Origin of the sequence: Bradyrhizobium sp. NBAIM08 (genome assembly GCF_020193935.1) — a bacterium.
GTDB classification, from domain to species: domain Bacteria; phylum Pseudomonadota; class Alphaproteobacteria; order Rhizobiales; family Xanthobacteraceae; genus Bradyrhizobium; species Bradyrhizobium yuanmingense.
On sequence record NZ_JADYVR010000010.1, the window covers coordinates 104,366 to 128,043 of the forward strand.

Consider the following 23,678-nt stretch of genomic DNA (forward strand, 5'->3'; position numbering starts at 1 on the left):
GCGGCGCCGGCCATGACGATCTTGATCGACAAGGATCAGGTCATCGCGGGCCCGACGCTGGTGCCGGCCGCGCACGATCTCGCGCGCGATGCCGGCGCCGAACTCACCATCGGCCTCGTCAACAACATGCCGGATGCCGCGTTGAAGGCGACCGAGCGGCAGTTCATGAAGCTGCTTCTGGCCGCGGCGGGCTCGCGCCGTATCCGCTTCCACTGCTTCTCGCTTCCCAGCGTGAAGCGGTCGCCGGAAGCCAAGTGGCACGTCGAGAGCGAGTATTCCAACCTTTCCGATCTCGAGCACGGCAAATTCGATGGGTTGATCGTGACGGGCGCAGAGCCGATCGCGCCCGAGCTCGACGGGGAGCCGTACTGGCGCGACCTCACGAACCTGATCGACTGGGCCAAGATCAACACGCGTTCGACGATCTGGTCGTGCCTTGCCGCGCATGCCGCGGTGCTGCACCTCGACAATATTGAACGGCGGCGGCTGCCGGCCAAATGTCACGGCATTTTCGATTGCGGCGTCGTGACGGACGATTTGCTGACCCGCTCTGCGCCCGCACCGCTCAAGGTCTCGCATTCACGTTTGAACGAGATCGCCGAGAGCGATCTCGTGCACGCCGGTTATCAGGTGCTGACACGCTCACAGGAGGCTGGCGTCGACGTCTTCGTTCGCCAATATGCCAGCCGCTTCGTGTTCTTCCAGGGTCACCCCGAATATGACGCGCTGTCGCTGCAGCGCGAATATCTGCGTGACATCGGCCGCTATCTCGCGCGGGAGCGGGAGACCTATCCGCGCCTGCCGGTGAGTTATTTTGACGCAGCGACTGAAGAGAAGCTGGCTCGGTTCGAGAAGAAGGCGGCGCACCAGCGCCATCCGGCGCTCAGCAACGAGCTGCCCGCGCTGAACCTGCGCGCCGATATCGGCGCTGGCGACGCGGCGGCGGTGCTCTTCCGCAATTGGTTGCGTTATCTCGGCGCGGACGCCGACGCGTCGATGTCGGTGCGCTAGCCGAAGCGCTCTTGGTTCGGCGTTAGGATTACCCGGGCGTTAGGCTTGCCTCGACCTGCGCACGAATGTTTCAGTAGAGCAAGAAGGCATCACAGGAAACGCAGTCGTGTGGTCGGCACTCCAGGGACGCGTGAGCAATCGGTTGGCCCGGCATTTCCGCGCCGCGCCGCACCGGCTGGCCGCGCATGCGGCGATGGTGAGCTTCACGTTCGACGATGCCCCCGATAGCGCCGCGGGCGAGGGCGCCGAGCTACTGGAGCGGCATGGCGGCCGCGGCACCTATTACCTCGCCGGCAGCCTGATCGGTCAGCCGTCGGAGCATTGGCATGGCTTGTCGGATGACGCGATCGTCCGGCTTCACCGCGCCGGGCACGAAATCGCCTGCCACACCTTCTCGCACCAGAGCTCGGCCACGCTCGATGAAGCCGCGATGGCGCGCGAGATCGAACGAAACCGCAGCCATCTCCGTGGCATTGATGCCTCGATCACGCTGGAGAATTTCGCCTATCCCTATGGCATCGCCTCGGTGTGGCGCAAGCCGCAGCTGGCAAAAGCCTTCCGTTCCGCGCGCGGCATTCTTCCCGGCGTCAATAGCGGCGTCATCGACCTTCAATTCCTGCGCGCCTCGCCCTTGGTCGATTGCGAGATCGACGAGGCCGGGGTCGATCGCTATTTCGACGAGGCGGTCGCGAGTGGCGGCTGGCTGATCTTCTACGGCCACGACGTCAGCGACAGGCCGAGCCCCTATGGCTGCACGCCGCATTTGATGCGTCATGCGCTCCAAGCCGCCGCCAAGCGCAACATGCCGATCGTGACCGTCGCAGAAGCGCTGCGACGGATCGGGGCGTAGCCTCTTCTTCCCTTCTCCCCTTGTGGGAGAAGGTGGCGCGAAGCGCCGGATGAGGGGTATGTCTCCACAAGCTCATATCTGCGTTCGCGGGTAGAACCCCTCACCCACCTCGCTTCGCGAGGCACCCTCTCCCACAAGGGGAGAGGGAAGAGTCGTGCCTCGCCTCCAAACAGTCTTGCCACAGCCACACCAGCATGCGACTGGCCTTGTGACGAATCCCACGGCCTGATCTGCTCCGCCCATGTCCGCTCCCTCCAACGCCCCACTGCCTGCGCCAGCCAACGGCCGCGACGCGCTGTCGGTGCTGCATTCGGTGTTCGGCCTGCCGGGATTCCGCGGCGCGCAGGGCGAGATCGTCCGCCATGTCACCGACGGCGGCAATTGCCTGGTCTTGATGCCGACCGGCGGCGGCAAGTCGCTGTGCTATCAGCTTCCATCCTTGCTGCGCGAAGGCTGCGGCATCGTGGTCTCGCCGTTGATCGCCCTGATGCGCGACCAGGTCGCCGGCCTGATCGAGGCCGGCGTCAATGCCGCCGCGCTGAACTCGTCGCTGACGCCGCAGGAGGCCTCCGACATCGAACGCCGCCTGCTCGCCGGCGATCTCGACCTGCTCTATGTCGCGCCGGAACGGCTGGTCACGCCGCGCTGCCTGTCGCTGCTGGCGCAGGCGAAGGTGGCGCTGTTCGCGATCGACGAGGCGCATTGCGTCTCGCAATGGGGTCACGATTTCCGGCCCGAATATGTCGGCCTTTCCGTCATCGCCGAGCGCTTTCCCGACGTGCCGCGCATCGCGCTGACCGCGACCGCCGACGAGCTGACGCGCAAGGAGATCGTCGAGCGGCTGCAGCTGACGGGCGCGCCGCAGTTCGTCTCCAGCTTCGACCGGCCCAACATCCGCTATGAGATCGTCGACAAGCGCAATGCGGTGTCGCAGCTGAAGGAATTCATCCGCGAGCGCCACATGGGCGATGCCGGCGTGGTCTATTGCCTGTCGCGCAACCGCGTCGAGGAGGTCGCCGCAGCGCTTGCCGAGGCCGGCATTGCGGCGCTGCCCTACCACGCCGGGCTCGACGGGGCGGTGCGCTCGCGCAACCAGGATCGCTTCCTCAACGAGGACGGCATCGTCATCGTCGCGACCATCGCCTTCGGCATGGGCATCGACAAGCCCGACGTGCGCTTCGTCGCCCATCTCGACCTGCCCAAGAGCATCGAGGCCTATTACCAGGAGACCGGACGCGCCGGTCGTGACGGCAAGCCGTCGGCGGCGTGGATGACCTACGGCCTCTCCGACATCGTGCAGCAGCGCCGCATGATCGACGAATCGGCCGGATCGGAGGATTTCAAGCGGGTCTCGATCGGCAAGCTCGACGCGCTGGTCGGCCTCGCCGAGACGCCGCATTGCCGACGCCGGCGCCTGCTCGCCTATTTCGGCGAGATCGTGATGGGCGAGAGCTGCGGCAATTGCGACAATTGCCTGACGCCGCCGAAGATGCGCGACGGCAAGGTGCTGGCGCAGAAGCTGCTGTCCTGCGTCTATCGCACCGGGCAGCGTTTCGGCGCCATGCATTTGATCGACGTGCTGGTCGGACGCCTGACCGAGAAGGTCACACAGTTCGGTCACGACAAGCTGTCGGTGTTCGGCATTGGCCGCGAGCTCAACGAGAAGCAGTGGCGCACGGTGCTGCGGCAATTGGTGGCGACGGGCCATTTGCGCAGCGACAGCGAAGCCTACGGCGCGCTCAAGCTGACGGAGTCTTCGCGCGGCGTGCTGCGCGGCGAGACCGAGGTCTGGCTGCGCGAGGAGGCGCCCGGCACGCGGGTTCGCGCCAGCCGGGCCACGTCACGCCGCGGTGACCTCGCGCCCGCGGCGAGCGCGCCGCAAGGCGACGTCGATCCCGAATTGCGCGCGCGCCTGCGCGCCTGGCGGTCAGAGGTCGCGCGCGAACGCGGCGTGCCGGCCTATGTGGTGTTGCACGATGCCACCATCGACGGCATCGTCCGGGCCTGGCCGACCACGCTGGACGAGCTGCGCAACGTGCCGGGGATCGGCGACAAGAAGCTCGAGCACTACGGCGACGAGCTGCTGCAGATCGTGAGGACGAGGTAGGGCGAGCCAAAAACTCCCCTGTCATCCCGGACAAGCGAAGCGCAGATCCGGGATCCATAACCACAGGCCGGTGTGATGACGGCAGGCTGGCAACTGCCAGTCCTCGCAAAACGATTGCTGCGGCGTATGGGTCCCGGGCTCGCGACTTCGTCGCGCCCCGGGACGACAGCAGTGTATGACGTGCGAGTGCGCTACGCTCTCACTCACCCATTCCTGAACGCATACGCATATCCGTTCAGCGCCGGCGCGCCGCCAAGATGGGCATAGAGGATCTTCGCGCCCTTCTCGAAATAGCCCTTCTTGGCGAGATCGATCAGGCCCTGCATCGACTTGCCCTCATAGACGGGGTCGGTGATCATGCCTTCGAGGCGCGCGGTGAGGCGGATCGCCTCCTTGGTCTCCTCCGATGGCACACCATAGGCGGGATAGGCGTAGTCCTCGATCAGCACGACGTCGTCAGTGACGAGGTCCTTGCCGAGCTCGACGAGCTTTGCCGTGTTCTGCGCGATCTCGAGCACCTGGGCCTTGGTCTGTGCCGGCGTGAACGACGCATCAATACCGATGACTTTTCGCGCACGGCCGTCCGCCGCAAACCCGACCAGCATGCCGGCATGGGTGGAGCCGGTGACGGTGCAGACGACGATGTAGTCGAACTTGAAGCCGAGCTCGGCTTCCTGCTTGCGCACCTCCTCGGCAAAGCCGACATAGCCGAGGCCGCCGAACTTATGCACGGAGGCACCGGCGGGAATGGCGTAAGGCTTGCCGCCCGCGGCCTTCACTTCCTCGATCGCCTGCTCCCAGCTCTTGCGGATGCCGATATCGAAGCCGTCGTCGACCAGGCGCACGTCGGCGCCCATGATGCGCGAGAGCATGATGTTGCCGACGCGATCATAGACTGCGTCCTCGTGCGGCACCCAGGCTTCCTGCACCAGCCGGCATTTCATGCCGAGCTTGGCCGCGACGGCCGCGATCATGCGGGTGTGGTTGGATTGCACGCCGCCGATCGAGACCAGCGTATCGGCATTGGAGGCGATCGCATCGGGGATAATGTATTCGAGCTTGCGCAGCTTGTTGCCGCCATAGGCGAGGCCGGAATTGCAGTCCTCGCGCTTGGCATAAACCTCGACTTGGCCGCCGAGATGTTTTGACAAGCGCTCCAGCTTCTCGATGGGCGTCGGGCCGAAGGTCAAAGGATAGCGCGGAAATTTGTCCAGCTTCATGGGTCATCTCGATTGGCGTTGGTGTTGGCGGCTCCCTAGCATCACGTCGGGAAAATGTGCTCTCGAATATTGCGGCCATGTTGCACGGCTTCTTGCGAAAGTTGTGATAACTGCTAACATTCCTTCCAGAATAGCACCTATTTTCGGAAGTTTCTTTCATGGCTGCCCGACTCGACCGCACCGACCTCAAGATATTGAGATTGCTCCAGAATAACGGTCGGCTCAGCAACGCCGAGCTGGCCGAAACGGTCGCGATCAGCCCCGCCACCTGCCACCGTCGCACCCAGCGCCTGTTCGAGGACGGCTTCATCGCCACTGTCCGCGCCATGGTCGCGCCGAAGAAGGTGGCCAAGGGCACGCTGGTGATGGTCGGGGTCGTGCTCGACCGCTCGACGCCGGAAAGCTTTGCCACCTTCGAGCAGGCCGTTGCAAAGCTGAAATTCGTGCTCGACTGCCATCTCGTCGCCGGCGATTTCGATTACTTCCTCAAGATCCGCGTCGGCGACATGGAGGATTTCAACCGCATCCACGGCGAGCAGCTGATCGCGCTCCCCGGCGTGCGCCAGACCCGGACCTTCTTCGTGATGAAGGAAGTCGTCGATAACGCGCCGCTGGAATTTTAGGCGCAGCTATTGATGCGCTATCCGCATCATGAGAGATTCGCCCGATGCAGACATTCCCCTTCCGCCAGCACAATCCGGCCGGGCCGGCCTATCGGCGCGGCTGGGTCGACGAGGCCGTGGCCGCGATCGAGGCCGACCAGTGCCGCACCGCCGACACGCATCTGATCCGGCTGATCGTGCCGGCGCTATCGGGCATCGACATCTATCTGAAGGATGAGTCCACGCATCCGACCGGCAGCCTGAAGCATCGCCTCGCGCGCTCGCTGTTCCTCTATGCGCTCTGCAACGGCCACATCCGCGAAGGCACGCCCGTGGTCGAGGCCTCGTCGGGATCGACCGCGGTGTCGGAGGCTTATTTCGCAGAGATGATCGGCGTGCCCTTCTACGCCGTGATGCCGCGCACGACCTCGGCGGAGAAGATCGCCGCGATCGAGCATTATGGCGGCCATTGCCATTTGATCGACGACGGCCGCGCGCTCTATGCGGAAGCCGCCGCGCTCGCCGGCCGCCTGAACGGCCATTACATAGACCAGTTCACCTTCGCCGAGCGCGCCACCGATTGGCGCGGCAACAACAACATTGCCGAATCGATCTTCACGCAATTGGGAGGCGAGCCGCGGCCGATTCCGGACTGGATCGTGATGGGCGCCGGCACCGGCGGCACGTCGGCCACCATCGGACGTTATCTGCGGTATCGGCAATATCCGACCCGGCTGTGCGTCGCCGATGTCGAGCATTCCGCGTTCTTCGATTGCTTCCGCACGCTGGACCGCTCCCGTGTTTGCGACCGCCCGTCGCTGATCGAGGGCGTCGGTCGCCCCCGCTGCGAGCCGTCCTTCGTGCCCGGCGTGGTCGATCGCATGATGAAGATCCCGGATGCGGCAACGGTCGCGGCGATGAACGTGCTGTCGCGACGGCTGCGCCGTGCGGTCGGCGGCTCCACCGGCACCAACTTCCTGGCGCTGTGCCGGCTCGCCTCGGAGATGCGCCAGGCGAGCGTCACGGGATCGCTGGTGACGCTGATCTGCGATTCCGGCGAGCGCTACCGGCAGACCTATTACGAGCCGGGCTGGCTGAAAGCGCGCGGCATAGATCCGACGCCGTTCGAGGCGGCGCTGTCGTCGTTCCTCGCCACAGGTGAGCCACTGACGCTGGACGTCGACGACGTCGTCAATCCCCAAAGCGTGCCAAGCCCCACGGCGTCATAGCCGAGATCTGCCTGGCATTTGCGAAATCGCACGGTCGTCACGGCAACTTCACTTGCCTTGCGCAGGCACGCAGGTGACGGTTGCGTCTTCTCAACGAGGAGACCCTACCGTGCGCCTTCCCATTCTCGATCCGAAAGAGCTAACCGACGAACAGAAGCCGCTCTATGACGACATGCGGGCCGGCATGAAGGACCACTTCAAGGGTTTTGTGAACATGCGCGAGGACGGCGCGCTGCTCGGGCCCTGGAATCCCTGGATCCGCGAGCCGCGCTTCGGCAAGCCGGTGTGGGAGCTGGTCAAGGCGATTGCGTCGAACCCGCTGCTGCCCGCGGCCGTACGCGAGGTCGCGATCCTCGTCACCGGCTCGCATTTCCGCTCCGGTTACGAGCTCTACGCTCATGTGCTGGTGGCCGAGCAGCGTGGCCTCTCCGACGAGAAGCTCGCGACCATCGTTGCCGGCCAGCGGCCGGTGGACCTCACCAAGCAGGAAGCCGTCGCCTACGACATGGCTTCGGCACTGGTCAGCGGCGGCGTGCTGCCGGAGCTGACTTGGCGTGCGGCGGTGAAGGAATTCGGCGAGCACGGCGCGGCCGAGCTGTCCTATCTCGTCGGCGTCTACTGCATGGTCTCGGTCACGCTCAACACCTTCGACGTGCCGGTGCCTGACTAGTTGCGCACGGCGTAGAGCGGTGTGCGCAACGTGACCTGATAGGACGGCTTCGGCATCCAGGCGATCTGCGCGGTAATGCCGAAAAGTCGGTTGTCGTTGTCGTCCATGCGATCGAGGTCGAGCCGCAGGACCGGCTGGGTGAAGGATTCCGCGAGCGTCCGGCCCGCGAGCAGCGCGCCGCCGAACGACTGCATGCCGAGGCGCCCGGTGAACTTCCAGTTGCTCGGCCATTGATAGTAGCCGCCGGCATAGAGGATCGTGTTCGGCCGGATCGTGGCGAACGGGCTGGCGATGGTGACGGTGGTGTATTGCAGGCCGGCGAGCCAGCCCCGTGTCTCGTCCTTGTCGACCGCGTAGTCGAATTCCACGATGTTGTTGAAGGAGTTCGTCATGCCCTGCTCGTTGGGCACCGACTGCGTCAGGGTTGATTGCAGCGTGATGGTCGGGATCTTCCCGCCATTCTGCTGGTAGAGATCGGCCTGCACGCCGATGTTCCAGCTCGTGATGTCGAAAGACGACCAGCCGCCGCCGATATCCGTCGTCGTGCCGGATACGCCGCCGTAGAGCGAAACGCGGTCGCTGACGTCGACGGTCAGCGGCAGGTCGATCGCAATCGATTTCGCGGCCGGCAGTCCATTCCGCAGCGACGTGCCTCGTTGCGCCGCCAGGGCTTGGAATGCGGCTGACAGCGAGGTGTTGCCGAAGCCGAGCGCGAGCGTGCCAGCGGGGATCGTCGCATAGATGGTGCGGAGATCGAGATAGATGTTCGGGACCGTCGGCTTTTCCTCCTCATCGTCGGCAGCGAAGGCGCCGCCGGCGGGGACCGCCAGACACAGGAGTCCCGCTGCGGCAGCGCGCAACGCACGACGGGATTGGCTGCGAAAAGGCACGTGACGATCCGACGCGTGGCGATCTGAAGGTGGAACCGTTGTTAGATGGAACGTGATCGCGCGCTTGGTCAAGCGCTATCCGCAAGCGATGGACGGCGCGGATGTGCGCGGTTACCCTGGCGTGATCGCACTGACACACTCGCCCGCCACAGTGCAGGCCGAAGAATGGAGGAGACAGCCATGAACACGTCACGCCGCATCCTGCTCACCGGTCTGGCGGGGCTTGCCGTTACTCCCGGTGCTGCGGTGGCTGCTGCACCCATAGCCGAGCCCGGCAAGGCGACTGTTGCGGAGGAACGTTTCGCGCGCACGATTGCGGCGGCGCATGCGCCCGACCGCACCTGCGCATGGCAGGCGGAGCATTATGCGGAAGCGCACTGGCCGGAATATGTCGCGGCGGCGCGCGCGGTGATCGGCGCGCGCGTATGATTGACGCTGTCAGGTCTTCACCGCGCGCCGCACCTGTTCGCCGATTTGCGACAGCACGAGCTGTGCCTGCGGCAGGATTGCGCCCATGGCGTGGAAATTGTGAACCATGCCATCGTGGCAGACATGCTCGACCGCGACCCCCGCGGCGAGCAGCTTGCGGGCATAGGCGTTGCCCTCGTCACGCATCGGGTCATATTCGGCGGTGTGGATGATTGCGGTCGGCAGGCCCGTGAGGCGTGTTGCGCGCAAGGGAGAGACGCGGGGATCGGCGGTATCGATGCCGTCAGGCAGATAATCGGAAAGATCGGCTTCGATCGTGGCGCGATCGATCAGATGGCCCTCGGCAAAGGCTTCGCGCGAAGGCGAGGTTTCCTCGAAATCCAGCACCGGGCAGATCAGGCACTGCGCGGCGATGGAGAGGCCAGCGGTCTGCGCCGCATTCTGGCACACGATCGCCGCGAGTGTGGCGCCGGCGGAATCGCCGCCGACCACAAGGTGGTCCGCGTCGATGCCGAGCGATGCCGCCTCGCGCGCCACCCATTCGGTGGCGGCGATCGCGTCGTCGACCGCGGCGGGGAATCTGTGCTCCGGCGCGAGCCGGTAATCGACCGACACGAGGCGGCAGCCGGTGGCATGCGCCAGCGCCGCGGCGATGCGCTCGTGCGTGGCAATGCTGCCGGCGACGAGCCCGCCGCCATGAAAGAACACGAAGCCCGGTGCGGGCGCTTCAGTGCCTGCCGGCGCGTACAGGCGATAGGGCAGCTCGCCGCCGGGACCGGGCAGCCTGCCGTCGGAGGTCGTCACATCCGGCGCCTCGGCCCGGGCGAACTGCATCAGCTTTGCCAGCGATTGCCGCCGCACCTCCACACTCGGGCGGCTCCGCGCCTGCGGCGCAGCCGCAGCCATCATGGTCAACAAACGCTTTGCGAGCGGATCCAGCGGCATGGATTCTTCCTTCTCCCCTTGTGGGAGAAGGTGGCGCGCAGCGCCGGATGAGGGGTTTTCTCCGCAGGTGAGTTCGCGGATGGATACCCCTCACCCGTCTCGCCGCTACGCGGCGAGCCACCCTCTCCCACAAGGGGAGAGGGTAACTCACCATTTCCTCGCAGCAAATCGTTTAGAAATTGGGACAATAGTGCCGGATCGTTCGAAAAGGAGGCCGGTCATGGCCGAGATCAAGAAGCCCATCGACTACTCGCCGAGCTGGACCTTCTTCGAGGGCAAATGGCACGAGGGCAACGTGCCGATCATGGGGCCGCGCACGCATGCGGCCTGGCTCGGCTCGATCGTGTTCGACGGCGCTCGCGCTTTCGAGGGCGTCGCACCGGATCTCGATCGTCACGTCGCCCGCGCCAATCAATCCGCGATCAGTTTCGGCCTGAAGCCGGTGGTCGATACCGACACCTGGCTGACGCTCGCGAACGAAGGCATCGCGCGCTTTGCCGGAAATGCCGAGCTCTATATCCGTCCGATGTACTGGGCGCAGAACGGAAGCGGCGGCGGCGTGCTGTTCGACCCCGAGACCACCAATTGGTGCCTGTGCATCTACGAAGCGCCGATGCCAAAGCCCGTCGGCAACGCCATCACCCTGTCGCCGTTCCGCAGGCCGACGGCCGAATGCGCGCCGGTCGAAGCCAAGGCCGCCTGCCTCTACCCGAACAATTCGCGCGCGCTCGCCGAAGCTGCCTCGCGCGGCTTCCAGAACGCGCTGATGCTCGACATGCTCGGCAACGTCGCCGAGTTCGGCAATTCCAACGTGTTCATGGCCAGGGACGGCGTGGTGTTCACGCCGGTGCCGAACGGCACCTTCCTCAACGGCATCACGCGCCAGCGCGTCATCAGCCTGCTTCGCGCCGACGGCGTCACCGTGGTCGAGAAGACGCTGCGCTACGCCGATTTCCTGACCGCCGACGAGATCTTTTCGACCGGCAATTTCGCCAAGGTCGCGCCCGTGATCCGCATCGACGAGCGCGAGCTGAAGCCGGGCCCGTTCTACGCCAAGGCGCGCAAGCTCTACTGGGACTTTGCGCATGCCGTGAAGATGGCGGCTTGATCCGGAGTCTCTGTCGTCATGCCCGGGCTTGTCCCGGGGATCCACGTTCTTCGCGTCGCGCGTCAAGACGTGGATGGCCGGGTCAAGCCCGGCCATGACGAGAACTATTTCTGCTGCCGAAACCGGCTGAACTGAAACGCCTGCGTCGAATGCCACGGCGTGTGGTGCGTCTCGCTGCGCGTCTCGACCAGTTTAAATTCCGGCCCGAGCTCCGCTGCAAGGCTGGCGCTGTCATGGCGCTGCACCGGCAGGCCGCTGCATTTCTCGGGACCGTCGGGTGCAAACGTCGCAATGATGACGTGGCCGCCAGGTCTGACCGCCGACCGCAGGCGCTCCACGTAAGCGACCCTGTCGCGCGGGTCAGTCAGGAAGTGAAACGCTGCGCGATCGTGCCAGACATCGTAGGTCCTGGTCGGACGCCACATCGTGGCATCGGCAACGATCCAGTCGACCGTCGAAGCGGCCGGACCGATGCGCTTCTTCGCCGCCGCGAGCGCATTGGCAGAAAGATCCAGCACGGCGATGTCGCGATAGCCGTCCTGCAACAGCGCATCGACCAGGCGCGATGCGCCGCCGCCGACATCGATGATGGTCGTGTCGCGATCGGAGCCGGCTGCGCGAATCATCGCGAGCGAGATCGCGGGGCTATCCTGATACCAGCTGACCTCGGCCTCGCCCTTGGTGGCGTAGACATGGTCCCAATGGTTGCTTCGGTCAGACGTGGCTCGCCCTCCCGCGTACAGGGGCCGGCGCGAACGAAAGACTATTCGTCCTTCTTCGACATCCGCTCGAGGCGCTCCTGCATTTCCTTCATCTGCTGGCGCAGCTCGTCGATGTTGCTGTCCTTCGGCGCCTCGGCATTCGCATCGGGCTCCGGCTCGGGGCTGGCCGCCGGACGGGGCGCAGCGAACGGCTTGAACATCGAGAAGGTCTGCTGGAACAGCTCCATGTTGCGGCGGACTTGCTCTTCCAACGGAGCAAAAGGAGTGCCGGACAGCGTATTGGCGATCTGCTTGCGGAACTTCTCCTGCTCCTGGGTCAGGGTCGCGATCGACTGCTCCAGATATTTCGGCACCACCATCTGCATGCTGTCGCCATAGAAGCGGATCAGCTGGCGAAGGAAGGTGGTCGGCAACAGGTTCTGGCCGGCCTTGTTCTCCTGCTCGAAGATGATCTGGGCGAGCACGGAGCGGGTGATGTCGTCGCCGGTCTTGGCGTCATAGACCAGGAAGTCTTCGCCGTCCTTGACCATCGCGGCGAGGTCTTCGAGCGTCACATAGGTGCTCGTTCCGGTGTTATAGAGCCGGCGGTTCGCGTATTTCTTGATTGTGGTGGGTTGGTCTGATTTCGCCATGGGCTCTCACTTGCAAACGCGGAGAACGGGAACCTGTCGGGCAATGCCGCAGGGCGGGAAGAGTACGCAACGCAACAAAATAAGCATTTTCAAAGGGCTCACGCTACCGTTTTGTGCGGCACGGTTAATTGCAGAGCAAAATCCTGCTTGCGAAAACGCCAAGAACGCTATTTTGAATGCGCTGCGGTATGAATTCGGGCCCCGGCCGATTGACATGCCTCAACGACGTTAACAGGATGGCTGACGAGACTGGCGATCGCTTTCCAGCCCGCCTGCCCCCTTCACAAGAACCTCAAGCCCCAGGAGATGCCCATGACAGACGATGTCGTCATCGTCAGCGCCGCCCGCACCCCGGTCGGAAGCTTCAACGGAGCGTTCGCGACCCTTCCCGCCCATGACCTCGGCGCCGTTGCCATCAAGGCCGCGCTGGAGCGCGCCGGCATCGAGCCCGGCCGGGTCTCCGAAGTGATCATGGGTCAGATCCTGACCGCCGCCCAAGGCCAGAACCCGGCCCGCCAGGCGTCGATCGGCGCCGGCATTCCGGTGGAGAGCCCGGCTTGGGGCGTCAATCAGCTGTGCGGCTCGGGCCTGCGCACGGTTGCGCTCGGCTACCAGGCGCTGCTCAACGGCGATTCCGAGATCGTGGTCGCCGGCGGGCAGGAATCGATGAGCATGGCCCCGCACGCCCAGCATCTGCGCGGCGGCGTGAAGATGGGCGGCCTGGAGCTGGTGGACACCATGATCAAGGACGGCCTGTGGGATGCCTTCAACGGCTACCACATGGGCAACACCGCCGAGAACGTCGCGCGGCAATGGCAGATCACCCGTGCCCAGCAGGACGAGTTCGCCGTGGCCTCGCAGCAGAAGGCCGAGGCGGCGCAGAAGGCCGGCAAGTTCAACGACGAGATCGTCCCCGTCACCATCAAGACCCGCAAGGGCGACGTCGTCGTCAGCGCCGACGAATATCCGCGCCATGGCGCCACGCTCGACGCGATGGCCAAGCTCAAGCCCGCCTTCGAGAAGGATGGCACGGTGACCGCGGGCTCGGCCTCGGGCATCAACGACGGCGCTGCCGCCGTGGTGCTGATGACCGCCAAGCAGGCCGCCAAGGAAGGCAAGAAGCCGCTGGCGCGGATCGTGTCCTGGGCGCAGGCCGGCGTCGATCCGAAGATCATGGGCTCGGGCCCGATCCCGGCCTCGCGCGCCGCGCTGAAGAAGGCCGGCTGGAGCGTCGGCGATCTCGATTTGATCGAGGCCAACGAAGCCTTCGCGGCACAGGCCTGCGCGGTCAACAAGGACCTCGGCTGGGATACCTCCAAGGTCAACGTCAACGGCGGTGCGATCGCGATCGGCCATCCGGTCGGCGCGTCCGGCGCACGCGTGCTGGTGACGCTGCTGCACGAAATGCAGAAGCGCGATTCGAAGAAGGGCTTGGCCACGCTGTGCATCGGCGGCGGCATGGGCATCGCCATGTGTGTGGCGCGCGACTGATCTTACGCGCAGCTGACGGGTGCGCCGCACACGTCAGCGCGTGCGTTGCACGCGACTAAAAAGGCAGCGGTTGCAAATCAAATATTCTTCGCAACCCGACAAGCCTCGACTAAAGAAAAACGCCCGGCTCGATGCCGGGCGTTTTGTTCTTGATGTCCGTCAAACCAACCGCATAATCCGTAGCTAAAAAGCGATCACGTCAGAAAAGTCCGAAGCGTCCAAGGAAGAGGGAAGGAATACGACATGGCACGTGTTGCATTGGTGACGGGTGGTACGCGGGGCATCGGTGCTGCGATCAGCAAGGCGCTGAAGGCCGCCGGCTACAAGGTTGCGGCGAGCTATGCCGGCAACGACGCTGCCGCGGAGAAATTCAAGGCCGAGACCGGCATTGCGGTTTACAAGTGGGACGTCAGCAGTTTCGAGGCCTGCGCCGAGGGCGTGAAGAAGGTCGAGGCCGAGGTCGGCCCGGTCGACGTGCTGGTCAACAATGCCGGCATCACCAAGGACGGTGCCTTCCACAAGATGACGCTTGAGCAGTGGAACGCCGTCATCAACACCAATCTCGGCTCGCTATTCAACATGTCGCGCCAGGTGATCGAAGGCATGCGCGGGCGCAAGTTCGGTCGCATCATCAACATTTCCTCGATCAACGGCCAGAAGGGGCAGTTCGGACAGGTCAACTACTCCGCAGCGAAAGCCGGCGAGATCGGTTTCACCAAGGCCCTGGCGCTGGAGAACGCCAAGGGCGGCATCACCGTGAATGCGATCTGTCCCGGCTACATCAATACCGAGATGGTGCAGGCAGTGCCGAAGGACGTGCTGGAGAAGGCGATCCTGCCGCTGATTCCGATCGGCCGTCTCGGCGAGCCCGAAGAGATCGCGCGGGCCGTCGTGTTCCTCGCCGCGGATGAGGCCGGCGCCATCACCGGCTCGACGCTGTCGGTCAACGGCGGCCAGTACATGGTGTGATGCGATCGCATCACGCAGGCTGATATTGTCCACATCGTCATGCCCGGGCTTGTCCCGGGCATCTACGGCCTTACAACAGCCGTCGCCACGGAAGAACGTGGATGGCCGGGACAAGCCCAGCCATGACGGAAACATTGGGCCAATGACTCCCCGCACTGCCACGCTGATCGGTCTGACCGCGATCCTGATGTGGTCGCTGCTGTCGGTGATGACGGTGGCGACCGGAAAGATCCCGGCGTTTCAGCTCGCTGCGATGACCTTCGCGATCGGCGGTGTCGTCGGCCTGCTCACCTGGATCGGGCGGAGCGAGGCGGCGAGAAGCTTGCGGCAACCGCTCGCCGTCTGGATCGTCGGCGTCGGCGGCCTGTTTGGCTATCACGCGCTGTATTTCCTCGCGCTGCGCTTCGCCCCGCCGGCCGAAGCCGGCCTTCTGAATTACCTGTGGCCGCTCTTGATCGTGCTGTTCTCGTCCTTCCTGCCGGGCGAGCGGCTGGCGGCGCACCACATCATCGGCGCCGTGCTCGGCCTCGTCGGCACGGTGCTGCTGTTCGCCGGCAACACCAGCGGTTTTGCGCCTGGAGCTGTGCCGGGTCTCATCGCGGCCTTCATCGCGGCGTTCGTCTGGGCGACCTATTCGGTGCTGTCGCGCCGGTTGAAAGCGGTGCCGACCGATGCGGTCGCGGGCTTCTGTCTTGCCACGGCAATATTGGCCGCGCTGATGCATGGTCTGCTTGAAACCACGGTCTGGCCGGAGACCACGGTGCAATGGCTCTCGGTCATCGCACTCGGCATCGGCCCGGTCGGTGCCGCGTTCTACGCCTGGGACATCGGCATGAAGCGCGGCGACATCCGTGTGCTCGGCGCCGCCTCCTACGCGACGCCATTGCTCTCGACGGGATTCCTCATCGCTGCCGGTTTCGCCAAGGCCAGCGCCAACATCGCCCTTGCTGCGATCCTCATTGCCGGGGGCGGCCTGATCGCGGCCAAGGACATGGTGCTGCGGAAGCGATGATTGGAGCGGAGCTACGGCTCCCAGCCGGACGGCGCGAGCTCGAAGCCTGCGAACTCGAATGCGGGTGCCACGGTGCAGCCGACCAGCGTCCACTCGCCGGTGGTTTCCGCCATCTGCCAGGCCAGCGCAGGCACGATCGCCTGCGGCCGCTCACCGCCGCCGAGGTCGGCGCCGAGCCGCACCTCGTGCTGCGAGCAGCCGTCATGGGCGATGCGCAGCGTCAAGGGGCTGCCGGCGTAATAGTGCCACGTCTCCACCGCATCGACGCGATGCCAGTGCGAACGCTCGCCGCGCGCGAGCAGGAAGTAGATCAGCGTCGAGCGCGAACGCCCGTTGGCGTCCGTGCTCTGGTCGCGAAACGTCTCGCGATAATGTCCGCCTTCCGGATGCGGGCGGAGCTCGAGGCGTGCGATGATCTCGGCTGCGGTCGGCATCGATCCTCGTCGGGATGTGTGCTTCAGGACTTGTGCGTCAGGATTTATTCTTGCGCTCGCGCAGTTCGCCGAACACCGCAGCGGGATCCGCGCCCTTCATATGCAGCTTGGCCGCGACCGCCGGCTCATCGGCGCGCAGGAACACGTTGGCGCGCTTCTCCTCGCCGAGCAGCGAGGGAATGGTCGGCTTGTTCTCGGCGCGCAGCTTTGTCACCTCCGCGGCGCGCGCCTGAAGCGCCGCGTTGTCCGGCTCGATCGTGAGCGCGAACTTGACGTTGGACGCGGTGTATTCGTGGCCGCAATAGAGCTTGAAGTCGTCGGGCAGGGCGCGCAGCTTCAGCAGCGAATCCCACATCATCGGATAGGTGCCCTCGAACACGCGGCCGCAGCCGATCGAGAACAGCGTGTCGGCGGCGAACACCGTCTTCTCATTGTCGAACACGTAGGAGATGTGGTCGAGCGTGTGGCCGGGCGTCTCCACGACGCGCGCCAGCAGATTGCCGATCTTGACCACGTCGGCATTGGCGACGCGCTGGTCGACGTTGGCGATCTTCGTGGTCTTGTCGTGCGGCGCGACGACGCGGCAATTGTATTTCTGCTTGAGCTCGGCGACCCCGCCGACATGATCGCCATGATGATGGGTGATCAGGATGTCGGTGAGCTGCCAGCCCTCGCGCTCCAGGGCCTTGAGGATCGGGCCGGCCTCCGGCGCGTCGATCGAGGCCGTCGCTTTGGTTTCCACATCGTGGATCAGATAACCGAAATTGTCGTTTAAACAGTTGAAAGTACGAATTTCGGCGGCCATGTCATCTCCATCGCGCTCAGCCCCGCCAGACAAATATGGCGTTAACGTTGCGCAGGCAATGCAATATTCCGCGCGCAGCGGCGCCCTGGCGCATGTTACATTGCGGTCATGACCATCGACGTCGTCGACCTCCGCGAGTTCTATTCCCGCCGCCTCGGCATCGTGGCGCGGCAAATGATCAATCGCGGCATCAGGGAGCGCTGGCCCAGCGCCGAGGGCCAGCGCGTGCTCGGCGTCGGCTATCCCACGCCCTATCTGGGGTTGTTCCGCGAGGACGCCGAGCGCTGCCTCGCCTTCATGCCGGCGGCGCAGGGTGTCCTGAAATGGCCGACGGGACGGCCCGCGCTGGCCTCGCTGGTGGATGAGTTCTCGCTGCCGCTTCCCGACGCCGCGGTCGACCGCATTCTCCTGGTGCACGCGCTGGAGATGTCGGACGATCCAGCCGCGTTGCTGCGCGAGGTGTGGCGCGTGCTGTCGCCCTCTGGGCGCGTCATTGCCGTGATCCCGAACCGGCGTGGGGTGTGGACCCGCACCGACAGCACGCCGTTCGGCCATGGCCGGCCCTATTCGCGCTCGCAGATCACCGAGCTGCTGCGCCAGACCTGGTTCACGCCGACCGCCTGGGGCGAGGCGCTGTTCATGCCGCCCTATGCCGGCGGCTGGGTGTTGAAATCGGCCCAGATGTGGGAACGTGCCGGTGCGGCGCTGTCACTGCCTTTTGCCGGCGTCCACATCGTGGAGGCGACCAAGCAGGTCTACCGCGCGATCCCCGCCAAGCGCGAGCGGGCGCGGCTGATTCCCTCGCTCGCCAAGCCCGTGCTGGTGCCATCCTCGACGACGGTGACGCGCAGTTAGCTTCACCTCTCCCTTCCGGAGAGGTGGGTCTGTGTCCGGCCAACGCACAGCGTCAAAAGCAAATCGTCCCGGCGAGGCCGGGACGATTCGAGTCGGAAAGTCAGAAGAGCTTACTCGCCGGGGGCGACTTCGTCGCTGGAAGCAACCGGAGCGGCTTCACGCTCCGGGCGCGGGCCATGCGGCCGGCGCCGCCGACGCGGATAGCGCTCGCCGCCACCGCCGCCCTCGAAGCCGCCCTGATTGCCGTTCACCTGCGGCTGCGCGCCGGTGATGAAGGAGGGTAGGCGGTCGACGCCGCCATCGGCGATGACAGGCTGCGGCTGGTTGGCGGGTTGCGGCTGATATTGCGGCTGCGGACGGTGATCGCGTTCGCGGTGCTCGCGCGGCTGCTGATTGTCGCGCTGATAGGGCGGCTGGTTGTCGCGCGGCTGGTGATCACGCTGGTGATGATCGCGTTGGCCGTCGCGGTCGCGCATGAAGGGCTGCGGCTGGGGCTGCGGGACGAAGCCGGGCTCCTGGCCGAAGGCCGAGAAATTCTCACCGTCGTCCTCGCCCTCGTCGCTGCTGGCGATGGGCTCATCGCCGCGCGGCTGCTGGTTCTGACGGAACTGCTCCTGAGCCGCCGCGATCAGGCGGAAATAATGCTCGGCGTGCTGGTAGTAGTTCTCGGCTGCAACGGGATCGCCGGAGGAGCGCGCGTCACGTGCAAGCTGGAGATACTTTTCGGCGATGTGCGAAGCAGTGCCGCGAATCTTGATGTCGGGTCCGTTGGATTCGTAGACCCGGGTCATCGGGTTCTGGCCGCGCCGGTTGTTGTTGTTATTGTTGTTGCGGTTGCGCATCCGCTGCTTGTTCTGACCGTTTCTCATGTCCTGCCTTTAATTCCAGCCCTAAAGGTTGCACGCGTTACTGATTGCTAGGAGTGACCTGGTGACAGTGGCTCACATGTCTTGCGCGCACCGCGCAAAAGCGGATCCAACCCTGCCGATGTTCGTCGACCGTCGCGTTCAACAAAGACGCGTTCCCCACCCGCCAGCATCCATTGCCAGCGAACCCATTCATTTCGCCTGCCGAAACAAGCCCAGCTTTCTTGCGTAAGTGTTCAAGCGCAATATCAGGCTTTCGTTCACTTGCGGTCGGAGAGAGCAGCGCAGCTCCACGGGCCATCGCGCTCAACAGGACCTGCGGCTTGGAACCTTCAATCAGTAAAGCTCTCGCCCGAGAGCCCGGCTTTCGCCCGTAGGTCTACGGGGCCGGCACCGATGTGTTGACCGGAACGTAGTCGTTCCCACGGGATATTCCAAGTGGTTTTTGCAGGCCAATCCGGCTTTTATGGGGGCATTTTTCGGGCCGAAACGGCCCGCGGAATGCCCGCCAAGTCGGCCTTGGGTGACCTGTTCAGCGATAACGCGGCGGCCCTCATCAAGGTTTCAATATTTTGGGCCTGGCCCTGTCCGGCCTCGACGACCAGGGCGCCGCCGGGGGCGAGCCGCTCGCTCGCCTGCGGGATCAGGGCGCGATAGGCGTCGTATCCGTCATTGCCGCCGTCGAGCGCCAGATGCGGGTCGTGCTCGCGCACCTCGATGCTCAATTTCGGAATTTCAGCCGAGGGAATATAGGGCGGATTCGACACGATGAGGTCGAACGGGCCACCGAGCGCCGCGGCGTAGGAGCAGGCGACGAAGGCGGCGCGGTCGGCGAGTCCCAGCGCCGCGGAATTGTCCCTGGCGGTTATGAGCGCGTTCTGGCTGAGATCGGTACCGACGCCGAACGCATCGGGGATTTCGTGCAGCAGCGCGAGCAGGATCGCGCCCGAGCCGGTGCCGATGTCGGCGATCCGCGGCGGGTGAGATGCCTGCCGCTCGCGGAGAATCTCGAGCGCAAGCTCGACCACGGTCTCGGTATCGGGGCGCGGCACCAGGGTTGCTTCCGACAGGCGGAACGGCAAGCCCCAGAATTCGCGCGTCCCGAGAATGCGCGACACCGGCTCGCCGGCGATGCGGCGCTGTGCATGTTGCGTGAGCCGCGATGCTTCGGCCGCGGTCAGGAGACGGGCCGCCTGCGTGACCAGGCCGGTGAGGTCGAGGCCGAGTGCCGCACTGATCAGGATGCGCGCGTCGAGCTCGGCTTCGTCGAGCCGTGCCGATCTCAGTTGCGCAGCCAGCGCCCGCCGCGCGCTCTCGATGGATTGTCCGGTGAAGGGGTTGCTCACGCCTCAGGCCGCCGCGCCTTGCGCAGCGAGCTGTGCGGCCTGGTGCTCCGTCGTCAGTGCGTCGATCAGTTCGCCGAGCGCTTCACCCGCGATCACCTGCGGCAGCTTGTAGAGCGTGAGGTTGATGCGATGATCGGTGACGCGTCCTTGCGGAAAATTGTAGGTGCGGATGCGCTCGGAGCGGTCGCCGGAGCCGACCTTCTCCTTGCGCTCGGCCGAGCGCGCCGCCTCGACGCGTTGCCGCTCGGCGTCATAGATGCGCGAGCGCAGGATGTTCATGGCGGAGGCGCGATTCTTGTGCTGCGAGCGGCTGTCCTGCATCATCACCACGATGCCGGTCGGGATGTGGGTGATGCGGATCGCCGATTCCGTCTTGTTGACGTGCTGGCCACCGGCGCCCCCTGCGCGCATGGTTTCGATGCGCAGGTCGTCGTTCTTGATGTCCACGTCGACGTCCTCGACCTCGGGCAGCACGGCGACCGTCGCGGCGGAGGTGTGGATGCGCCCCTGCGTCTCGGTGTCGGGCACGCGCTGCACGCGGTGCACGCCGGATTCGAATTTCAGCTTGGAGAATGCGCCGCGGCCCTGGATCTCGGCGATGATTTCCTTGTAGCCGCCGACGGTGCCTTCACTGGCGGAGATCACCTCGACCTTCCAGCCCTGCAAGCTGGCGAAGCGCTCGTACATCCGGAACAGGTCGCCGGCGAACAGCGAAGCCTCGTCGCCGCCGGTGCCGGCGCGGATTTCCAGCATGACGTTGCGGTCGTCCATGGCGTCCTTGGGCAGGAGCGCGACGCGGATCTTCTGGACCAGTTCCTCGATTTTCGGCGCGAGCTCGTCGCGTTCGGCTTCCGCCATGCCGCGCATCTCGGCATCGGTGGCGGCATCGGCGATCAACGCGTCGGTGTCGGCGAGCTCCTTGACGGCGGCGCGATAGGACTTCACCGCCTCGATCAGGGGCGTGAGCTCGGCGAGCTCGCGCGTGATCTGCACGTAACGCTCGGAGGCGAGCTGTCCGAGCGATTCGGCCTCGAGCGAAGCGTGATGCGCGAGCAGGACGTCCAGTTTGGCTTCGGGAAGTGACGACATCGGTTCTGTCTCAAAGTGCGGAAGGAGGCGAGGGCGGCGGGAAGCTGGCGACAGGCCCGCTACAACGCAAGGCCCTCGGCCTCGGCAAATTCCGTCAGCTTCTGCCGGATCGAGACGCTGCCCGCAGGCGCATCCAGCAGAGGGCCCAGCATCGCTTCGGCCTTCTTGGCGTCGAGGTCGAGCACCATCGCCTTGACCGGGCCGAGCGCGGTCGCCGAGAGCGAGAGCGAGCGGTAGCCCAGCGCAATCAGCGCCAGTGCGCCGATCGGCTTGGAGGCCATCTCGCCGCACAGCGAGAGCGACTTCTGCGCCGCGTGCGCCTTGCGCGCGATGTCACGCAAGGCGCGCATGATCGGCGCCGACATGGTGTCGAAGCGCTCGGAGACCTTGGCGTTGCCGCGGTCGACCGCGAACAGGAACTGGAACAGATCGTTGGAGCCGACCGAGATGAAATCGACCTTCTTCAATAGCTCGTCGAGCTGGTAGAGCAGGGCGGGCACCTCGACCATGGTGCCGATGTCGATTCGTTCAGGCAGCGTGTGGCCGTGCTGGCGGAGGTATGTGAGCTCGCGCTCGACCAGCGCCTTGGCCGAGTCGAATTCGGCGACCTCCGAGATCATCGGGAACATGATGCGCAGCGCGCGGCCGCCGCCGGCGCGCAGCAGCGCGCGGATTTGGCCGCGCAACAGGCCGGGACGATCGAGCCCGAGCCGGATCGCGCGCCAGCCGAGCGCGGGGTTTTCCTCGATCACCGCTTCCATATAGGGCAGCGCCTTGTCGCCGCCGATATCGAGCGTGCGGAAGGTGACGGGCTTAGGTCCGGCGGCATCGAGCACGGTGCGATAGAGCGCGAGCTGGTCGCTGGTGCGCGGCAGGCTCTGACCGACCATGAATTGCAGCTCGGTGCGGAACAGGCCGATGCCGGCACTGCCGGTGTCCTCGATATGCGGCAGGTCGATCGCAAGACCTGCGTTGATCATCAGCTCGACCTTCTGGCCGTCCCTGGTGACGCAGGGCCGGTCGCGCAGCGCCAGGTACTGCGCCTGGCGGCGGGCGCGGAAGCGCACGCGCTCGGCGAAGGCCGCCTCGATCTCCTGCGACGGGCGCACATAGATCGAGCCCGAGGTGCCGTCGACGATGATGGCGTCGCCGGGATCGGCGATTCCAGGCGCGTTCGGCACCTCGCCGACCGCAGGGATGCCCAGCGCCCGCGCCACGATCGAGACGTGCGAGTTCGCGGTGCCTTCCTCCAGCACGATGCCGCGCAGGCGCTTGCGGTCGTAGTCGAGCAGCGCCGCCGGGCCCATCGCGCGGGCGATGACGATGGCGTTGTCGGGCAGCTGCTCGCGCGAGGGCGCATGATCCTGGCCGACCAGCTGCCGCATCAGGCGGTAGCCGAGGTCTTCCAGATCGTGCAGCCGGTCGCGCAAATAGGGGTCGGTCGAGCGCAGCATGCGCGCGCGGGTGTCCGACTGGACGCGCTCGACCGCGGCTTCCGCGGTGAGGCCGGTCGCGACCGCCTCGTGCAGCTTGTGCGACCAGCCCTGGTCGTTGGCGAACATGCGATAGGCTTCAAGCACCTCACGGTGCTCGCCGCCTTCGGCGACGTCGCCGCGCTCCAGCATGCGGTCGAGATCGGCACGCAGCTTAGCGAGCGCAGTATCGAGCCGCTTGATCTCCTTCGGCAGGTCTTCGGCGATGTAGTCCTTGATGACGACGCGCGGCTCGTGCAGCACGACATGGCCGAGCGCGATGCCCTCCGACAGGATGGCACCGACTTTCTGCGCCGAATGGCGCGCCGCCGGCTCCTGGCCCGGCTGCGCCAGCGCGGAGAGTTCGCCGGAGGCGATCAGCTCGGCCAGCACCATCGCGGTGGTCTGGAGCGCCTCGAGCTCCTCCTCGACATAATTGCGCTTGGCGCGATTCTGCACCACCAGCACGCCGAGCGTGTTGCCGGCGCGCAGGATCGGCACGCCGAGGAAGGAATGGTAGATTTCTTCGCCGGTCTCGGGCCGGAACGAGAAGGCCGGGTGGCTCTGCGCGTCGCTCAAATTGAGCGGCGTCGCCTCGCTGGCGACGAGGCCGACCAGGCCCTCATGGGCGCTGAGCACGGTGTGGTGCACCGCCTCGCGGTTGAGACCTTCGGTGGCGTAGAGCTCGAGCGTATTGTCGATGCGCAGCACATAGACCGAGCACACCTCGGCCACCATGTTGGCGGCGATCAGCACCACGATCTTGTCCAGCCGCTCCTGGGCCGAGACCTGCTCCGCCATGGTCTCGCGGAGCCGTCTCAACAAGACGCGGGGACCTCCCGACGCGCTCCGCATGAACCGTCAATCTCCTCCATCGGCCGGGCCCGGCGATATCGGCCGGCGGCTGGACCAAAATTCCAGAAA

General features: G+C 65.4%; 23 protein-coding genes. 12 read left to right on the top strand and 11 right to left on the bottom strand.

The window, feature by feature from the left end; genetic code table 11:
- Positions 1-12: 12 nt before the first annotated feature.
- From I6F37_RS28825 to recQ, 3 genes are all read left to right on the top strand, one after another.
- Entirely contained in the window at positions 13-1,011 is a 999-nt protein-coding gene (locus I6F37_RS28825; protein WP_225153377.1) for a homoserine O-succinyltransferase, read from the top strand.
- A 106-nt stretch (positions 1,012-1,117) separates the two neighbouring features.
- Complete coding sequence (locus I6F37_RS28830) at positions 1,118-1,861, top strand: polysaccharide deacetylase family protein (protein WP_036016102.1); 744 nt, start codon at positions 1,118-1,120, stop codon at positions 1,859-1,861.
- A gap of 241 nt (positions 1,862-2,102) precedes the next feature.
- Entirely contained in the window at positions 2,103-3,968 is a 1,866-nt protein-coding gene (gene recQ / locus I6F37_RS28835) for a DNA helicase RecQ (RefSeq protein ID WP_036016105.1), read from the top strand.
- A 203-nt stretch (positions 3,969-4,171) separates the two neighbouring features.
- Here the strand turns inward: recQ and I6F37_RS28840 are convergent, their stop codons facing one another.
- Positions 4,172-5,188, bottom strand: a complete 1,017-nt coding sequence (locus tag I6F37_RS28840) for a 1-aminocyclopropane-1-carboxylate deaminase (protein WP_036014767.1) — start codon at positions 5,186-5,188, stop codon at positions 4,172-4,174.
- Between the two features lie 158 nt (positions 5,189-5,346).
- On the opposite strand from I6F37_RS28840, the gene I6F37_RS28845 reads away from it, so the two are divergent.
- The 3 genes from I6F37_RS28845 to I6F37_RS28855 all read left to right on the top strand — a co-directional run bounded on the left by I6F37_RS28845 (position 5,347) and on the right by I6F37_RS28855 (position 7,689).
- On the top strand, positions 5,347-5,811 hold the full coding sequence (locus tag I6F37_RS28845; protein ID WP_036014765.1) for an Lrp/AsnC family transcriptional regulator: 465 nt from the start codon (positions 5,347-5,349) through the stop codon (positions 5,809-5,811).
- Between the two features lie 44 nt (positions 5,812-5,855).
- Entirely contained in the window at positions 5,856-7,019 is a 1,164-nt protein-coding gene (locus I6F37_RS28850) for a PLP-dependent cysteine synthase family protein (RefSeq protein WP_036014763.1), read from the top strand.
- Positions 7,020-7,128: 109 nt separating this feature from the next.
- The gene (locus I6F37_RS28855) at positions 7,129-7,689 is read left to right on the top strand and encodes a carboxymuconolactone decarboxylase family protein (RefSeq protein WP_036014759.1); all 561 of its coding nucleotides are present in this window, start codon (positions 7,129-7,131) and stop codon (positions 7,687-7,689) included.
- Here I6F37_RS28855 and I6F37_RS28860 read toward each other — a convergent pair.
- On the bottom strand, positions 7,686-8,549 hold the full coding sequence (locus I6F37_RS28860; RefSeq protein WP_249795376.1) for a hypothetical protein: 864 nt from the start codon (positions 8,547-8,549) through the stop codon (positions 7,686-7,688). The genes I6F37_RS28855 and I6F37_RS28860 overlap by 4 nt on opposite strands.
- 210 nt (positions 8,550-8,759) lie before the next feature.
- On the opposite strand from I6F37_RS28860, the gene I6F37_RS28865 reads away from it, so the two are divergent.
- A complete protein-coding gene (locus I6F37_RS28865) occupies positions 8,760-9,008 on the top strand; it encodes a hypothetical protein (protein WP_036014770.1) in 249 nt (82 codons plus the stop codon).
- A 9-nt stretch (positions 9,009-9,017) separates the two neighbouring features.
- On the opposite strand, the gene I6F37_RS28870 is transcribed toward I6F37_RS28865, so the two are convergent.
- A complete protein-coding gene (locus tag I6F37_RS28870) occupies positions 9,018-9,953 on the bottom strand; it encodes an alpha/beta hydrolase (protein WP_225153381.1) in 936 nt (311 codons plus the stop codon).
- A gap of 220 nt (positions 9,954-10,173) precedes the next feature.
- Here I6F37_RS28870 and I6F37_RS28875 point away from each other — a divergent pair, with 220 nt between their 5' ends.
- Positions 10,174-11,061, top strand: a complete 888-nt coding sequence (locus tag I6F37_RS28875; RefSeq protein ID WP_036026190.1) for a branched-chain amino acid aminotransferase — start codon at positions 10,174-10,176, stop codon at positions 11,059-11,061.
- 104 nt (positions 11,062-11,165) lie between these two features.
- Here the strand turns inward: I6F37_RS28875 and I6F37_RS28880 are convergent, their stop codons facing one another.
- A complete protein-coding gene (locus I6F37_RS28880) occupies positions 11,166-11,687 on the bottom strand; it encodes a trans-aconitate 2-methyltransferase (protein ID WP_240538216.1) in 522 nt (173 codons plus the stop codon).
- 137 nt (positions 11,688-11,824) lie between these two features.
- Positions 11,825-12,415: a polyhydroxyalkanoate synthesis repressor PhaR gene (gene phaR / locus I6F37_RS28885; RefSeq protein ID WP_036014750.1), complete on the bottom strand. Its 591-nt coding sequence runs from the start codon at positions 12,413-12,415 to the stop codon at positions 11,825-11,827.
- A 312-nt stretch (positions 12,416-12,727) separates the two neighbouring features.
- Between phaR and I6F37_RS28890 the strand changes: the two genes are divergently transcribed.
- The 3 genes from I6F37_RS28890 to I6F37_RS28900 all read left to right on the top strand — a co-directional run bounded on the left by I6F37_RS28890 (position 12,728) and on the right by I6F37_RS28900 (position 15,887).
- Positions 12,728-13,906: an acetyl-CoA C-acetyltransferase gene (locus tag I6F37_RS28890; protein ID WP_036014748.1), complete on the top strand. Its 1,179-nt coding sequence runs from the start codon at positions 12,728-12,730 to the stop codon at positions 13,904-13,906.
- Positions 13,907-14,149: 243 nt separating this feature from the next.
- Positions 14,150-14,875 carry an acetoacetyl-CoA reductase gene (gene phbB, locus I6F37_RS28895; RefSeq protein ID WP_036014745.1) on the top strand — a complete coding sequence of 242 codons (726 nt, stop codon included), beginning with the start codon at positions 14,150-14,152 and terminating at the stop codon, positions 14,873-14,875.
- Positions 14,876-15,017: 142 nt separating this feature from the next.
- Positions 15,018-15,887, top strand: a complete 870-nt coding sequence (locus tag I6F37_RS28900) for a DMT family transporter (protein WP_157287489.1) — start codon at positions 15,018-15,020, stop codon at positions 15,885-15,887.
- Between the two features lie 11 nt (positions 15,888-15,898).
- Here I6F37_RS28900 and I6F37_RS28905 read toward each other — a convergent pair whose 3' ends face one another.
- On the bottom strand, positions 15,899-16,321 hold the full coding sequence (locus I6F37_RS28905; RefSeq protein ID WP_057030161.1) for a cupin domain-containing protein: 423 nt from the start codon (positions 16,319-16,321) through the stop codon (positions 15,899-15,901).
- A 37-nt stretch (positions 16,322-16,358) separates the two neighbouring features.
- Positions 16,359-17,126 carry a hydroxyacylglutathione hydrolase gene (gene gloB / locus I6F37_RS28910; RefSeq protein ID WP_036042630.1) on the bottom strand — a complete coding sequence of 256 codons (768 nt, stop codon included), beginning with the start codon at positions 17,124-17,126 and terminating at the stop codon, positions 16,359-16,361.
- Positions 17,127-17,234: 108 nt separating this feature from the next.
- Here gloB and I6F37_RS28915 point away from each other — a divergent pair, with 108 nt between their 5' ends.
- On the top strand, positions 17,235-17,981 hold the full coding sequence (locus I6F37_RS28915; protein WP_036014737.1) for a methyltransferase domain-containing protein: 747 nt from the start codon (positions 17,235-17,237) through the stop codon (positions 17,979-17,981).
- 110 nt (positions 17,982-18,091) lie between these two features.
- Here I6F37_RS28915 and I6F37_RS28920 read toward each other — a convergent pair whose 3' ends face one another.
- The 4 genes from I6F37_RS28920 to ptsP all read right to left on the bottom strand — a co-directional run bounded on the left by I6F37_RS28920 (position 18,092) and on the right by ptsP (position 23,609).
- Positions 18,092-18,850 (bottom strand): DUF4167 domain-containing protein, encoded by a 759-nt coding sequence (locus I6F37_RS28920; RefSeq protein ID WP_036042629.1) that lies wholly within the window; start codon positions 18,848-18,850, stop codon positions 18,092-18,094.
- A gap of 461 nt (positions 18,851-19,311) precedes the next feature.
- Positions 19,312-20,193 carry a peptide chain release factor N(5)-glutamine methyltransferase gene (gene prmC / locus I6F37_RS28925; RefSeq protein ID WP_225153383.1) on the bottom strand — a complete coding sequence of 294 codons (882 nt, stop codon included), beginning with the start codon at positions 20,191-20,193 and terminating at the stop codon, positions 19,312-19,314.
- Positions 20,194-20,196: 3 nt separating this feature from the next.
- Positions 20,197-21,282: a peptide chain release factor 1 gene (prfA, locus tag I6F37_RS28930; protein WP_225113766.1), complete on the bottom strand. Its 1,086-nt coding sequence runs from the start codon at positions 21,280-21,282 to the stop codon at positions 20,197-20,199.
- 59 nt (positions 21,283-21,341) lie between these two features.
- The gene (gene ptsP, locus I6F37_RS28935) at positions 21,342-23,609 is read right to left on the bottom strand and encodes a phosphoenolpyruvate--protein phosphotransferase (RefSeq protein WP_036014720.1); all 2,268 of its coding nucleotides are present in this window, start codon (positions 23,607-23,609) and stop codon (positions 21,342-21,344) included.
- Positions 23,610-23,678: the final 69 nt, after the last annotated feature.